Annotated in this window: 11 protein-coding genes and 1 pseudogene; 6 read left to right on the top strand and 6 right to left on the bottom strand. The window is 54.0% G+C overall.

All coding sequences use genetic code 11. From position 1 onward, the window contains the following. Window positions 1–171: 171 nt before the first annotated feature. Window positions 172–1146 carry a DUF6261 family protein gene (locus tag L888_RS0110700; RefSeq protein WP_027952890.1) on the top strand — a complete coding sequence of 325 codons (975 nt, stop codon included), beginning with the start codon at window positions 172–174 and terminating at the stop codon, window positions 1144–1146. 37 nt (window positions 1147–1183) lie between these two features. On the opposite strand, the gene L888_RS0110695 is transcribed toward L888_RS0110700, so the two are convergent. The 4 genes from L888_RS0110695 to L888_RS0110680 form a co-directional block, all read right to left on the bottom strand. Further along, window positions 1184–2236, bottom strand: a complete 1053-nt coding sequence (locus tag L888_RS0110695; RefSeq protein ID WP_027952889.1) for an AbiH family protein — start codon at window positions 2234–2236, stop codon at window positions 1184–1186. A gap of 80 nt (window positions 2237–2316) precedes the next feature. Then, complete coding sequence (gene dnaK, locus L888_RS0110690; RefSeq protein WP_027952888.1) at window positions 2317–4224, bottom strand: molecular chaperone DnaK; 1908 nt, start codon at window positions 4222–4224, stop codon at window positions 2317–2319. 158 nt (window positions 4225–4382) lie between these two features. Then, window positions 4383–6437, bottom strand: a complete 2055-nt coding sequence (locus tag L888_RS0110685; RefSeq protein ID WP_245594870.1) for a TonB-dependent receptor — start codon at window positions 6435–6437, stop codon at window positions 4383–4385. Window positions 6438–6581: 144 nt separating this feature from the next. Next, the gene (locus tag L888_RS0110680) at window positions 6582–7313 is read right to left on the bottom strand and encodes a helix-turn-helix domain-containing protein (RefSeq protein WP_027952886.1); all 732 of its coding nucleotides are present in this window, start codon (window positions 7311–7313) and stop codon (window positions 6582–6584) included. Window positions 7314–7520: 207 nt separating this feature from the next. Between L888_RS0110680 and L888_RS15035 the strand changes: the two genes are divergently transcribed. After that, window positions 7521–8300: a ZIP family metal transporter gene (locus L888_RS15035; RefSeq protein WP_075261869.1), complete on the top strand. Its 780-nt coding sequence runs from the start codon at window positions 7521–7523 to the stop codon at window positions 8298–8300. Here the strand turns inward: L888_RS15035 and L888_RS0110665 are convergent. Beyond that, window positions 8294–9313 (bottom strand): annotated as a pseudogene (locus L888_RS0110665) (DUF4435 domain-containing protein); the annotation flags it as partial. The gene L888_RS15035 and the pseudogene L888_RS0110665 overlap by 7 nt on opposite strands. Before the next feature lie 9 nt (window positions 9314–9322). Beyond that, window positions 9323–10153, bottom strand: coding sequence for an AAA family ATPase (locus L888_RS0110660; RefSeq protein WP_005844671.1), 831 nt, complete (start codon window positions 10151–10153; stop codon window positions 9323–9325). A 112-nt stretch (window positions 10154–10265) separates the two neighbouring features. Here L888_RS0110660 and L888_RS0110655 point away from each other — a divergent pair, with 112 nt between their 5' ends. From L888_RS0110655 to L888_RS0110630, 4 genes are all read left to right on the top strand, one after another. Continuing rightward, window positions 10266–11171 (top strand): DMT family transporter, encoded by a 906-nt coding sequence (locus L888_RS0110655; RefSeq protein WP_027952883.1) that lies wholly within the window; start codon window positions 10266–10268, stop codon window positions 11169–11171. A 407-nt stretch (window positions 11172–11578) separates the two neighbouring features. After that, window positions 11579–11803 (top strand): hypothetical protein, encoded by a 225-nt coding sequence (locus tag L888_RS0110645; protein ID WP_027952881.1) that lies wholly within the window; start codon window positions 11579–11581, stop codon window positions 11801–11803. A gap of 80 nt (window positions 11804–11883) precedes the next feature. Further along, on the top strand, window positions 11884–13551 hold the full coding sequence (locus tag L888_RS0110640) for a hypothetical protein (RefSeq protein WP_075261868.1): 1668 nt from the start codon (window positions 11884–11886) through the stop codon (window positions 13549–13551). A 378-nt stretch (window positions 13552–13929) separates the two neighbouring features. Continuing rightward, the coding region (locus L888_RS0110630) for a DUF6261 family protein (protein ID WP_044249177.1) at window positions 13930–14443 on the top strand (514 nt) is incomplete at its 3' end.

Raw genomic sequence — 14443 nt, 5'->3', positions numbered from 1 at the left:
CCTACGAAAGTCAAATTCCAATGGAAAGTGAAGATTGTAGGCCTACGAAAGTCAAATTCCAATGGAAAGTGAAGATTGTAGACCTACAACGCCTTAAAACAAGCAAAAATTGCTCTTCGGAGCTATTCCGAGATCGTTAACCATTTTATTCATTACCAAAAGTTGAAATCTATGACAAAAGAGATTGAAACAATTGCGCTGACGCGCATCAACAACGGCGCGCACTACAATTTCATGGAGGCCGTGGCCGGAAAGGCGAAAGCCGATGCGAAAGTGTATGCAAAGGCACAGACGCAGACCGACGCACTGACGGCAGCCGTGAAGGCGGAGAACGACGTGCTGGTGCTGAGCCGCAAGAGCGCGTTGAGCGATGTGATTGAAAAGGCCGACAAGCAGCGCGACGGCTATTTCAGCGGCTATCGCGAGGGCGTAAGGAGTTACTGCCGATTCCCCGGCGGGTCTGAAAAGCTGGCGGCCGACAAGCTGTGGCAGCACCTGACGGACTACGGTATCACGCCGAAAATGCAGCTGGACCGCGAGACGGGTCTGATGACCAATCTGGTGGAGGATCTGCAGGGCAAGTACGCTGCGGAGGTGGCCAATCTGAATCTGCAGCCGTTTGTGGAGGGCATGAAGCAGGCGAACGACAACGTGCGGATGGCGCTGGCGGTGCGCGACACGGAGCAGTCGGCCGAGGTGCTCGGAGCCTTGAAGGAAATGCGCGCCAGGACCGACGAGGCCTACCAGTCGCTCATCCGCCGCATTAACGCCTATGCCGAAATCGAGGGTGCGGCCGACTATGCGGCCTTCATCGACGATGTGAACCGGCAGATCCGCCGCTTCAAGCAGGAGGTGCTGAAGACCACTTCCCGGCTTTCTCCCCAAGAGAGGGAGAAGAAGACGGCCAAGTTGCTGGCCGGGCTGATTCCCGCGTTCGAGAAAGAACTCGGGCTGGAAGAAAAGTCGCTGTCGTATGCGGGTCACACGGCCAAGTTGGACGCCAAAACCACACTCTATCTGCTCTACATCAAGGACGATGCCACGAATTTTGTTTGGGTGAAGAGCGACGGCGAAAAGCTCGTCAGGGTGAATTATATGGCCGGACCGGGGGAGCCGGGGGGAGTGGGGCAGGCGACGACGGAATAAAATAGCAGAAAGGGTGAAAAGATGCCAGCACGTCTTTTCACCCTTTTGCTATTTTATTAGGTTTTATAGAAACGGTAACCCCTTTAGAATTAAGAATGGATTGCCTTACTTTGCCAAACATGTTCGTGTTGGGGGCTACAAAAATTCTTTCTTGCAAAACCTTACACCAATCTTGATCGAGAGAAGTTTGCTCTAAAAATTTTTCTTGAACACTCCGTTTTTCTTCTCCCATTAAATAAGCGCCTTCAAAATTCGTGTCATGGTGGAAGATTAACATCCGTGCCCGATCTTGCTGCAATCTGCTTGCAATTCTCTCCCACCACTTTCTATCCGTATCTCCCAAAGAAACGCCGAATAAGACAAACAAATTTGTAGTATCTATAATAGATTCGCATTCTTCATCTACATCTGTTCCAAACATCTGATTTGCCACAGGTTTAATCAAAATTTCTTTTAATGTTGGGTCTGTACGAAAGGCCTCATTTGCAATTTGACTTTCATCATTTACACCTATGAGAATATTTCCTTCCAACTTCTCGTGCAAGTGGAGAATTTTATTTATAGATACAGTTTTCCCATTAAAGCCCGAGGGCTGCAAATCAAGAACAATCCCCGTTTGAACCCCTAATAGATTTTCTATAAACGAGGTATAGTTTAATGTGATAATATGAACAAAAGAAGATGAGGAATTGATGCTATTATAAAATTCCACTAATTGCTTATTCTCTCGTTTTGTAAGGTACTTGTCTGGATTCCCTAAGTCATCAGACAAAGAAAGTAATCCACTTCCCTTTGTGATTGGCATTGATTCGGAAACACCTTTTAGATAATTCTTCAAGTTTTTCGCTAGGTCAAGCTGGATGTTTATCATCCGTCTTTTACCTGAATCAGGAAATACACTTGTATATTGTCCTATCTTATACTCTAAATCAGACCATTGATTAATATTACTTTTAATATCTTCTTTTAGATTCTCTATATCTTCGTTCGGAGAAGGAATATTTTTATAGTAATCGTAAAAGTCATGATAACTTGTTTTTAAACCAAGGTTTAAGTCAAAACCATTTCCTATGATGTATGTAACATTCATGTTTAGTTAAATATAGGATTAAATGCAATAATCGCAGCAATCTATTTGAGACTGCTGCGATTACTATAAATTCTTATTCTTTATTTCACTTCTTCAAAATCTGCGTCTTGAATTGTGTCGTTCTGCTTTGTCTGCTCTTGCTGTGCCTGCTGACCTGTGTCTGCGCCCGGCTGTGCACCCGCACCTTGATACATCTGCTGTGCTGCTGCCTGCATTACGGTGTTGAGGTTGTTGATTGCCGTATCGATTGCGGTGACGTCAGCGGCCTTGTGAGCGTCCTTGAGTTGCTGGAGGGCTGACTCGATACCAGGCTTTTGATCGGCTGGTATCTTATCGCCGTTGTCCTTCAAGAAGTTTTCAGTGGTGAATATCATTGAGTCAGCCTGGTTCATCTTGTCCACTTTCTCACGTTCGGCCTTGTCGGCAGCAGCATTGGCTTCGGCCTCAGCTTTCATGCGCTTGATTTCATCATCGCTCAGACCGCTGCTGGCCTCAATGCGAATCTTCTGCTCTTTGCCTGTGGCCTTGTCCTTGGCACTCACGTTGAGAATGCCGTTGGCATCAATGTCGAATGTCACCTCAATCTGTGGCACACCACGACGGGCTGGGGCAATACCCTCAAGGTTGAACTGACCGATGCTCTTGTTCTGTGCAGCCATGGGGCGTTCGCCCTGCAGCACGTGAATGGTCACGGCCGTTTGGTTGTCCACAGCGGTAGAGAATGTCTCGCTCTTCTTGCAGGGAATGGTGGTGTTGGCCTCGATGAGCTTCGTCATCACGCCGCCCATGGTCTCGATACCGAGGGTCAGCGGAGTCACGTCAAGCAGCACGATGTTTCCGGCACCGCTCTCCTTATTGAGGATGGCACCTTGGATGGCAGCACCCACGGCCACAACTTCGTCGGGGTTCACACCCTTGGAAGGCTCCTTGCCGAAGTAGTTCTTCACCAGAGTCTGTACAGCAGGAATACGGCTCGAACCACCCACGAGAATCACCTCGTCAATGTCCGACGTGGAGAGGCCTGCATCACGCATGGCATTCTGGCAGGGCACCAGACACTTCTGAATCAGCTCATGAGCCAGCTGTTCAAACTGGGCACGCGTCAGTGTCTTTACCAAGTGCTTGGGCACGCCGCCCTCAGCCGAGATGTACGGCAGGTTGATTTCAGTGGTCGTGGTCGATGACAACTCCACCTTGGCTTTTTCGGCAGCCTCTTTCAGACGTTGCATGGCCATGGGATCCTTGCGCAGGTCAATGCCCTCTTCTTTCTGGAAGCCGTCGGCCAGCCAGTCGATGATTACTTGGTCGAAGTCATCGCCACCCAGATGGGTGTCGCCATTGGTGGAGAGCACCTCGAACACGCCGCCGCCAAACTCCAAGATGGAAATATCGAACGTACCGCCACCGAGGTCGAACACGGCGATCTTCATGTCCTTGTTGGCCTTGTCCACGCCGTAGGCCAGTGCGGCAGCCGTGGGCTCGTTCACGATGCGGCGCACGTTGAGTCCGGCAATCTGTCCAGCCTCCTTGGTGGCCTGACGCTGCGAGTCGGAGAAATAGGCCGGCACCGTAATCACGGCATCCGTCACCTCCTGCCCAAGGTAGTCCTCGGCCGTCTTCTTCATCTTCTGCAGTACCATGGCCGAGATTTCCTGCGGCGTGTAGGGATGTGCGGCACCATCAATCTCCACTTTGGGGTAACCATTGTCGTTGATTACGGTGTAGGGCACGCGTTCAGCCTCCTTGCGGCTCTGCTCATAGGTTTCACCCATGAAGCGCTTGATGGAGTAGACGGTGTTCTTTGGGTTGGTGATGGCCTGACGTTTGGCAGGGTCGCCCACCTTGCGTTCGCCATCTTTCACGAAGCCAATCACAGAAGGCGTGGTGCGCTTGCCCTCGGCGTTGGCAATTACTACAGGCTCGTTGCCTTCAAATACAGAGACACAACTGTTGGTTGTTCCCAAGTCGATTCCAATAATCTTTCCCATAATCGTATTTTATTTTATTTGTTGTCTGTTCGTTGTTCTGACATTGTTGTCTGCCCTTACTAAACAAACGATATGCCATTGCCGAAAGACTGACAAACTGACAGAGAAAGCTGCTGGGTATGACGCAGGCATTAGTCTTGCAGACGCATCGTGCAGATTCAGAGAATGCCCGTTTGGGTGTCCTTGTTATGCAGGGTTCTGTCAATGTCTCGGTACCGGCGACCGCGGTCAAGCCTCCACGTCAGTCTGAGGGTGAGCATGTTGGCCCGATCGGAGGAGTGCAGACTGAACCGTTTGTGTATGAGCTTGTTCTTCAACTCGCCCTCATTGCTGAGCATGCGGCTTTGCAGCGGGTGTTGCCAGTGGAGGGCCAGCATGCAACGTCCCATCCTGTAGCTGCATGCCAGATAGGTGGCGGCTCCCTGATGCCCTTGGCTCTCACCTTCCATGAACTTCCAGCCGTTGTCGGCATAGGCCATCAGTGTCCAGCGTCCCAAGTAGGCTTTGAGAGCCGCATATATATTATATGAGGTGAGGTAGTGCCGATAGTCGTCGCCGAGGTTGAAAAACCGGCATAACGAGGCATCGGCCGAGGCCGTCAGTTTGTCGGGCACGATGTCGTAGCGTAGGCTGCCCTGCAGCCGCAGCATGTTGCATGCGGGCTGGTTGGCCTGGGTGTAGAGAAATTGGTTGTCGTCTGTCCGCGTGTATTTGGCCAAGTTGCAGTTATGGTTCATCCGGTATTCCACCTCCATCTCCGATTGCCATCGCGGTCGTGTATAGTCGATTGTCAGGCGGTGGGTGGTGACCCGATTGGGTCGTATGTCGGGGTTGCCCACCGTCCATTCCAGACTGTTGCGGCGGATGCGCGTGTCGCTAATCATGGCAATCTTGGAGATGTGCTGCGAAATCTCGAACACGTAGCGTAGGCTGAGCGGCCTCGTAACAGTCCAATTTAGTGTGGCTTTTGGTCGCAACAGCCAGTAGTTGTAGCTGTGTCCTTGCTGCCGATAGTGCTCACGGCTGGCTCCCATGCCGGCCACATAGTCGATTGGGCCGACCTTTCCCTGTGCCTCGCTGAAGAGATAGAGCCCGCGGTTGTGCATGCCGTTCACAGCGGCGGCATCGCCCGTATAGGTGTTGCACGTGTATTTCTGCGTGTGGCGTAATCCCAGTGAGAGGGTGACGGGGTGCAGCCGATTCTCATAGATGGCCTCAGACAAGAGCGACCACGTGCGTCCCTCCACTTGGTAGGCGTAGGCCGAGCCCTCATCGGTATAGGAGGAGTCGGTGGTGGCAATGTGGGTGCCCACCACATTGGCTGTCAGTGTCTGGTGGGTGCCCAGCTGACAGAAGAAATAGAGGTCAAGGCTGGGCGTACATTGCTTGTCCGACTGCCAGTTCATGGCAGTCTGGCTACGCCCTGCATCAGCCACGAGTACGGTTTTGCCGTTGCCCGGCGCATGGCTGAAAGCACCGGCCAGCGTGGCTTGGAACACATAGTTTGTGGAGTCGGCCAGATTGTATTTCAGTTCGATGTTGTTGTCAAACGAGCGCGAACGTGTCGTCTGGTCCGTGCGGCTCACGGTGCGGTGACTCTCATCGGTGAGCAGATAGTCGGCTTCTTCGGCATAACGGTCGCCCCGAAAGTCCTGATAACTCATGTTGTAAGTGAGTCCCAACTCGCCTCGTCCCCGATTCCATTTGGCATAGACGGCATCATTGCCGTGCCAGGCGGTGAGCGTGTTGGCCAGCTGCGTGCCCACGGTGTGCCCAGCCTCGCTTCGGCGGGTATGGATGTCGAGCACGCAGGCCACCCCAGCCCCGTAGCGCACGCCAGGGTTGGACACGTAGTCGATGCGCGTCACCAGTTTGGGGTCGAGGGCCAACAGGTCTTCGCGCGAGGCCAGCGCACCGTTGATGCGCAGCTGCACCGTGCCGAGGTTGTCGGCCGCCGTCACCGCATGCATCACTTCGTCCACACGTACACGGGCGAGTCCCAGTTTGGCCAGCAGCCCGTAGCCATTGGCCGATCCCAGCCGTTGTGCCTCCGTAGGCATGATGTATTGTCCGTTGGGCTTGCTCACCACGCGGGCTGCCTCCACCTTTACCTCGTTTAGTTTCACGGGCTGTTCCTCTTGGGCCAGTGTGGATAGGGTAGGGGTGAGCAGGAGAATAACAGCCGCCATCTTTGTTTTTACATTGTGTTTCATCGCCATTTGTTTTTGAGACAAAGGTAGGGCGATGTTGGGGAAAATGGCAAAAACAAAGCTGACAACTGCCTGACAATTGACCATCTGCCACCTGACATCTCCATGCAAACTGCTGGAGATGTGGGTGTTATGGGTGTAAGAGGGCTATTCTGCGCGCAATTGGTAGTCCTTGCCGCGGTCGGAAACAATTTGCAGCCGGCTGCAACTCGCAACAACAGGCTTGAGCCGCTTGATGAGGGTGTAGAGCGTGTCGCTGGCATCGGGCTTCTTGGGCCAAAGCGTGTCGCAGATGACCTGCTTGGACAGGCGATGTTCGTCTGCGGTGAAGAAGAGCGTCATGAGTTGTTGCTGCATGGGAGTGAAAGCCACGGGGCGGTGCCGGCTGTCATAGAAACATTGTGTCTGTGCGTCGAAGGCCAGTCCGCCCAGCACGGTGTGTCTGCGATGCTGCCGCCTCAGACAGGCTATGGAACCCGCCAGCCACAGCAGGGCCGCCAACGAGAGCGAGAAGGACAGACGTTGGTCGGACAGTGCGAAGACCGAGGCTGCCGAACAATTGGCATACCCCTGAAAGACGATGGGCGCCTGGGCCCCGTTCCAGCGCATCTTGCGGCTGCAAAGGCCCGGCCCCGGTTCGTCCATGGCATAGCACACCATCGACCGTTTGCGCAGGGCGGCTATTTGCAGGTGGCTGCGATAGTTGCGGATGGTGTCGGGCGTAATCCATCCCTCGCGCTTGGTGTCCAGCGTCTGGGCCAGGGCCTGGTTCATGTCGGCTACGATGAGTCCCTCGGCGCAGCGGTAGCTGTGTAGGCTTGCGACGGCGGAACAGCCGGCGAGCAGCAAAAATACGATAACGGCTTGGTAGGCTTTCATGTGTCTTGCGGATAAGGGTTTCGGTGGCTTTCCGGCCACGGGCTTGTGTTGTGCAAAGTTAGCCTAAAATGAGGAAACTGCCAATGGCTGCGTCTGCTTTTTCATACCCAAACATCATTATTTGGGCTGTTGCACGGCCGGAAAAGTTGTGGGAAAAGAGAATTATGCCTACATTTGCACCGCAAAACAAAAAATCGCAGACCAATGATGAATGGAGTCTCTCTGGCCCTGCTCATTCCCTTTCTGGGGACGACGCTGGGCGCGGCGTGTGTATTTTTCATGAAAGGCGAGATGCCCCAGCGCGTGCAGAAGTCGCTGCTGGGCTTTGCCTCGGGTGTGATGGTGGCTGCTTCGGTGTGGTCGCTGCTCATCCCGAGCATGGAGATGTCTTCCGATATGGGCAAACTGAAGATTGTGCCGGCCGCCCTGGGCATGCTGGCGGGCATGGGTTTCCTGTTGCTGCTCGACGTGATCACCCCGCACCTGCACCTGGGCAATGCCCGTCCGGAGGGCCCGCGGTCGCACCTTTCCCGGGCGGCCATGCTGTCTCTTGCCGTCACCATCCACAACGTGCCCGAGGGCATGGCCGTGGGTGTGGTGATTGCCGGCGCGTTGCAGGGGGGCGAATGGATCTCGGCTGCGGGTGCCATGGCCATGTCTCTGGGCATTGCCATTCAGAACATTCCCGAGGGGGCCATCATCTCCATGCCCATGAAGGCGGCCGGTGGCACCCGTCTCAAGTCGTTCATCATTGGTACGCTCAGCGGGGCCGTAGAGCCTGTTGGCGGTTTGTTGGTCATTTTGTTGGCTTCGGTCATGACTCCCGTGCTGCCTTATTTGCTGGCCTTTGCCGCCGGTGCCATGTTCTATGTGGTGGTCGAGGAGCTCATTCCCGAGGCCTCCGAGGGCGAACATTCCAACCTCTCCACCATTGGCTTTGGCATCGGTTTCGTGTTGATGATGCTGCTCGACGTGGTGCTGGGTTGAGCCGCGGCGGGCTTGTCCAGTTCCTGCACAAAGCGTTCCAGGTCGGCCTTGATGCTCCGATACTGGGGCGAACGCATGAATCCGGCGTTTTTTTTCAGCATGGGAATGATGTCTTCCACGCTGTTGCTGTAGCACGACAGTTCGTTGCGGCGTTGTGTGCCGTGCACGCTCTGCCGTGCTATTTCGTTTTCCTTTTCGCGGACGAGCTTGTCGCATATCTTCGACATCATGGGCAACACCACCTTGTTAAATAGGTGGTGCCCCTGGATATAGAGGTAGGTGGTGGACGGTGTGACGCCCAGCCGTTTGATGTCTTCCTTGACCCGGCCATAACTCTCGCGGGCATGAGGGTTGCGGTGTTGCAGCAACTCCACCTTGCGGCCCACCTTTCGCCGCAGGTTCCTGATGGCTTCGTCCACGTGGTTCAGTGAGAAGGCACCGACCTCGATGGTTTTCAGAAAATCGGTGATGGTGAACTGGCCGTAGTGGGGCGTGCGGTAATACCAAATGCTCCACACAAACAGCGGGAAGATGGCTTCGGAATAGTCGGTCAGATACTGCTCGGCATCGAAAATCAGATGGTCGTTTAGCGTCACGGCCACGGCCACGTCGTGCAGCGACGGGGCGTAGCACTGCAAGTTCTCGATGGCGTAGGCATAGGTGTGGAACACGTAAGGGTTGGCGATGACCTGCTGCGAAGTGGGCGTGGCTCCCTGCTCCAGATAGTCGTAGTCGGCGTCCACACAGGCTATCATGCTCTGCCCCACGTTGCCCGAGAGCAGCTGCATGAGCACCGCTTTCTTGCCCCGTTCGAGCCGTTGCACGCGCGTGGGGAGCATCACCTCGAAGTACATCCTGTCGGTTTCCAGCTGGCTCAGTATCTGCCGCCAGAAGTACACGTCGTCGTAGCTCTCGACGTAGGCCACGATTTTGCGTCGCGACAGTTTCGAGTTCAGCCGGTTGGCCGCCTCGAAATACGAAGAGGTGATGTTGTCGCTGAGTCGTTTGCCCATGGTCTGCTGCTATCCTTCGCGGTTCTGATCGGTGATGTCGCTCACCTCGGTAACCCGATCCATCCATCCGTTCATCACAACGGCGGGGCTGTGGGTGGTGAGAATCACCTGCACATTGGGGTTCAGGGCCAGGATGAGGTCGATGAGTTGTTTCTGCCATTCCACGTGCATGCTCACCTCGGGCTCGTCCATGAAGAGCACGTAGTTCTGGTTGTCCTCCACGAGCACGGTGAGCAGAATGGCCAGAATCTGCTTCTCGCCGCTCGACAGCTGATAGGGCACCAGCGTCTCGCCCAGTTGCGAAAAGCGTATCTCGTTTTCCGTCCGGATGATAGTTTTGCCAGTGTCGGCAAAGAGGCTGTCTATGAAATCCTGGAACTTGCGCTTCGGCTCGGCCAGCCGCTGCGCCTGCAAGGGGGCGTCGGTGCCGCAGGTTTGCAAGGCCTCGATAATGCGGTTTCCCACGTTTACTTGGTAGTCCAGGTACTTGCGTTGTAGCTGAAAGAGCTGCCAGTCGAGCTCCGTAGCCAACGAGAGATCCATTTTTGTCACCGCGTCCGAGTGCATGAGCGGGCGGTCGAAGCTGCGGATGATGTCGTAGCGAATCCATTTGGCGTCTGCGGGCTCCACTTTCAGGTGCACGCCTTTAATCATGTGGCTGGGAAATTCGCCCCCGGCCGCCAGTCCCTTCACCACCTTATTTAATATAGTGGACTTGCCCACGCCGTTCACTCCACTCAAGATATTGACCTGCCGGTCCAGATTCCACACCACGTGCTTCTGGCCGCTCCATAGCGACTCAATCTCGATTTGCTTGATATAGTCTGCGTATTTCTGCATGTCTGACAAGGTTGATGTGTATGTGACAAAATTAGCAAAAAATCCCGATGTTCCAATCTTCCGTCCTCTTTTTATTCGTATCTTTGCGCGAATTTAAGGTTGAACGACAGGTATGGACAACAACAAACCACTGCAGGCTCACCTCAGCATGTTCACGGCCGAGGCCATCTGGGGCCTCATGGCTCCGCTGGGCAAGGACGCGATGAATCATGGAGTGGACGGCATCTCGATGGTTTCTTTCAGAGTGACCGGTGCTGCCGCGCTTTTCTGGCTGACTTCTCTCTTCGTGAAACACGAGCACGTGCCCCTGCGCGACGTGTTGCTGATGGCCGGTGCCGCCGTTCTGGGCATTGTGTGCAACCAGTGCTTGTACACCGTTGGCCTGAGTTTTACCTCACCCATCAACTCAAGCATTGTCACCACCTCCATGCCCATCTTCGCCATGGTGCTCTCTTTTTTCATTCTGCACGAGCCCATCACGGCCAAGAAGGCTGGGGGCGTACTCATGGGTTGCTGTGGTGCCGTGACGCTCATCCTCACGAGCATGTCGGCCGCCAGTGCTCGTGTGGGCGACATTCGGGGCGACCTGATGTGCATGGGCGCCCAGGTGTCGTTTGCCCTCTACCTCTCGCTCTTTAGCCGGCTCATCCGCAAATACAGTGTCGTGACCGTCAACAAGTGGATGTTTCTCTGGGCCGCCGTCATCGTTCTGCCCCTCACGCTGACCCACGTGCCCGCCCTGCCGTGGCCCGAAATACCGGCAAAAGCCTGGATGGAGACGGGCTACGTGGTGTTCTTCGGCACCTTTGTGAGCTATCTGTTGTCCATCATTGGGCAGCACGTGTTGCGGCCCACGGTGGTGAGTGTGTACAACTATGTGCAGCCCATCGTCTCGGTCACGGTGAGCGTGCTCACCGGCTTGGGCGTGTTTACGTGGATGCAGGGCGTTGCCGTCATCCTGGTGTTCTCGGGCGTCTGGCTGGTGGTGAAGTCGAAGTCGCGGCGTGATTGTGCCTAAATACCACGGCCATACCCTTTTACTCTTTTACTTTTTTTACCCTTAATTCTTGTTCATTTCCCAAACATTCACTACCTTTGCAGCGCATTTGTCGCAAAACATGTACACCATTAAGAGATACAACAGAGCTGAAGAGGCGCAGGGAACCGCAAAATTTCCTGCAATTTTTTCGTCGAATTGTTTGGTAGTTCCAAATAATTTGCTACTCTCTCTCTCTCTCTCTCTCAAGCCACTGGCGTAACCTCTCTCTAAAACATACACGCGTACGCGCGCGAGGCGAACCACGCGCAACCCCAATAGGCAAAGGACTCCCCGGAGTTTCCTTTGCTTGATTTTTCGTGCCTTTTTGGCAACCGTTCAAAAAGTAAAATAAGACATTTTTAATTCACCAAATCATAGTTTAAAGCATGAAAAGTAAGCAAACGAACAAGCAGGTATATGTGTGCCCTGAGGCAACCGTCATCACGGTCGAAAGTGACTATTTGATGCAGATTGCCAGCGGTAATGCCGGAACCATAGGTGCTGGCGGTCAAGGCGGAGATGCCAAGCGATGGAGCAGCGCATGGGAAGACGAAGAGGACGGAGACGGAGAGATTGGCGGCAAGGTGGGCTTCAAGCCGTGGGAAGAATAGCTTTCCGCGACTATCAAGTACGAGCCGGCAGCTTGCTGCCACCACGAATGGAAACAAAAACAGATAAAACAAAAAACAGAATGAAGACTTTAGGCAATCAACAAAGAACAGACCGATGGTTCAGAGCATGTCTGCTGATGGCAACCACAATACTGACCGTCAACTGTGCGAACGACAATAGCATGCCACAGCCCGAGCAAAAAGAGAATGGCGGAAAAGTTCCTGCTGGAGCGACCGTATTCAGCGGTGAGACTCAAGCCGAAGCCACCACACGCACGGCCATCGTAGGCCACACGAAAGGCAGCGGCGCAGCCGTAACCTGGTCGGTCACGGACAAAATCTGGGTGAAGGACAATGGAGGCACGTGGCAGCAGAGTGGTACAGCAGTTTTTCCCGCAGCAGCCAAGACTTCGCATGCCAGGTTTGCACTCACCACCGGAGTTTACGGCAACCCCACGCACGATGTTGTCTACACCAACAAACCGATAGACGGCACGCAGCCTCAGGTCGAGATCAAGACACAGCAGACGCAGTCGGCCGCCAACAACTTTGACCATGCTGGCGAGTCGGGCGACTGTGCCATTGCCACAGCCACAGCAAGCGACGGTGTCACCGACTACGATTTCACTCTCGACCACAAGGCTTCCTACCTCTGTCTGATTCCCCGCTCCTCCAATGCCTACGTACATCGCAGCAAGCTCACGAAGATAGAAATCGTTTCCGACGATGATATTGCCGGCACCTACAACATTGCCACCGACGGAACACTCACCCTTGCCTCGGGTGGCTCCAGAACCATCACGCTGACCACAGGCAGCGGATTCGAACTTGACAACACGACCGACGACATGGGCAAGAACGCCTCTTATGTCGTCATCGCTCCCGGCACCCACTCGCTTCGCATCCGCTATTGGCTGAAGAACACGGTAGACGGATTTTATAAGCCATACAATATGGGCGGCCAGGTTCAACCTATAGAGGGAACCATCACCAAATACGTGACCATGGATTTCAAGCCGGGCAAGATGCAGGACATTACGTCGAATCTCGACTTTCAGACCAACAACGACTACAAGAACTACTACATGTGGGATGCCAAACAGAACTATTGGTGGCAGCATGAATGGAATCCTGCCAATCCCTCAGACCCCAATATCTGGCAGCCCACTTTCGGATTCGACGGAGGCAATCCCAATTATCCCACGGCATCGGATCCCGACCGCTATTACAATCCTGTACCTACAGGATCAGCTCATATTTATGCCTCAAATTCTTGCGCCATCTGCCCCAATACGAACGAATTGGAGTGGTATGCCCAGAAAGGCAATCCACATTGGGACGATGAACTGTGGCTCATGATGGGGCATCTTTTCCGCGGTCGTTTGTGGCTGAAGAAAAAAGCAAAAATAGCTTTTGACAATTCCACAACCGAGTCCGCAATGGCAGCAGCAGCGCCCAATGGAGTAAACATGCGCGATGATCCCCCAAGTCTTGAAAGTTATAATCTTTCGCACGATCTGCCAAAGATCAGCGAGCTAAATGATTATTTCTATCTGTACGCTGCTGGTTATTATTTAGGCAGTCAATTATACATGTCTGATTATTGGCAAGGAACATATTGGTCATCGGATGGCCATCACAGTTTTACTAATTATGCCTGTTTCTTCAATTTTACAAGTACAGAAATCTCTATAATGTCCGCCAACAATACTCGTAATTATGGTCACATGGTCAAGGCATTCGAGTAGTCTCGTTTCCGCATCAGAGTTCAATTACGGATGAAAGAAAAATAATGCTTTCGAGGCATCAGAAGTATAGGGCATTCCTCCCCCCTTGGATGCACCGCCACCCGATGCGGCATCGTTTCCACCCGTCGTGTATGTTCCAAACATGCGGGCCGGCGCCCGTTTCCCAATATTGGGAAAGCGCAAAAAGGAGAAAAAACGGCCGTCCCAGTACTGGGAAAGCATAAAAAAGGAAAAAACAGCGTTTCCCAACATTGGGAAAGCACAAAACGAAGAAAAAACGGCCGTCCCAGTACTGGGAAAGCATAAAAAGGAGAAAAACAGCGTTTCCCAACCGTGGGAACACAAAAAACATCGCATTAATCTCAAATTCAAAACAAGATGGAAACCAAAAAAATCTATCTGCACCAGCTCCACAACATGGAGCACTACCAGTTTGTCGACCGCGTGCTCACGCTCTGCAAGGAGGCGAAGACCGAGAAGCTCACCGCCGTGCTCGGGCCGCTCGAGGCTGCCGTGGCCGACGAGGACAAGGCCCTGAACCAGCCCCGAACGGAGCCCAACACGCAGAAGATGCGCGAGGCCGACGAGCGGCGCGACAGGTCGTACCAGGCCCTGCGGCTCGCCGTGGCCCTGCACCTGCACAGCACGGACGCGGCCGTGCTGGCCGCCGCCGAGGCCGTGAACCGCGTGATGGAGGCCTATCCCAACGTCACGGCATCGAACTACGACAAGGAGACGGGGCTCATCCGCAACCTCGTGGCCGACCTGGGCGCGGACGACGTGGCACAGCACGTGACGAAGATCGACGCCGACCTGTACGTGAACCGGCTGGAGATGGACAACACGGTGTTCGACAAGCTCTTCCACGCGCAGCTCAAGACGGGCGTGACGG

The sequence above is a fragment of the Hallella seregens ATCC 51272 genome (assembly GCF_000518545.1).
Lineage (GTDB): Bacteria > Bacteroidota > Bacteroidia > Bacteroidales > Bacteroidaceae > Prevotella > Prevotella seregens.
The sequence above is the reverse complement of the archived record's forward strand: the minus strand, read 5'-3'. Positions and strand labels throughout refer to the sequence as shown.

Bases quoted from the DNA above. Each gene is read 5' to 3' on its own strand.
- L888_RS0110700 (WP_027952890.1), top strand. From the start codon at position 172: ATGACAAAAGAGATTGAAACAATTGCGCTGACGCGCATCAACAACGGC.
- L888_RS0110695 (WP_027952889.1), bottom strand. From the start codon at position 2,236: ATGAATGTTACATACATCATAGGAAATGGTTTTGACTTAAACCTTGGT.
- dnaK (WP_027952888.1), bottom strand. From the start codon at position 4,224: ATGGGAAAGATTATTGGAATCGACTTGGGAACAACCAACAGTTGTGTC.
- L888_RS0110685 (WP_245594870.1), bottom strand. From the start codon at position 6,437: ATGAAACACAATGTAAAAACAAAGATGGCGGCTGTTATTCTCCTGCTC.
- L888_RS0110680 (WP_027952886.1), bottom strand. From the start codon at position 7,313: ATGAAAGCCTACCAAGCCGTTATCGTATTTTTGCTGCTCGCCGGCTGT.
- L888_RS15035 (WP_075261869.1), top strand. From the start codon at position 7,521: ATGAATGGAGTCTCTCTGGCCCTGCTCATTCCCTTTCTGGGGACGACG.
- L888_RS0110660 (WP_005844671.1), bottom strand. From the start codon at position 10,153: ATGCAGAAATACGCAGACTATATCAAGCAAATCGAGATTGAGTCGCTA.
- L888_RS0110655 (WP_027952883.1), top strand. From the start codon at position 10,266: ATGGACAACAACAAACCACTGCAGGCTCACCTCAGCATGTTCACGGCC.
- L888_RS0110645 (WP_027952881.1), top strand. From the start codon at position 11,579: ATGAAAAGTAAGCAAACGAACAAGCAGGTATATGTGTGCCCTGAGGCA.
- L888_RS0110640 (WP_075261868.1), top strand. From the start codon at position 11,884: ATGAAGACTTTAGGCAATCAACAAAGAACAGACCGATGGTTCAGAGCA.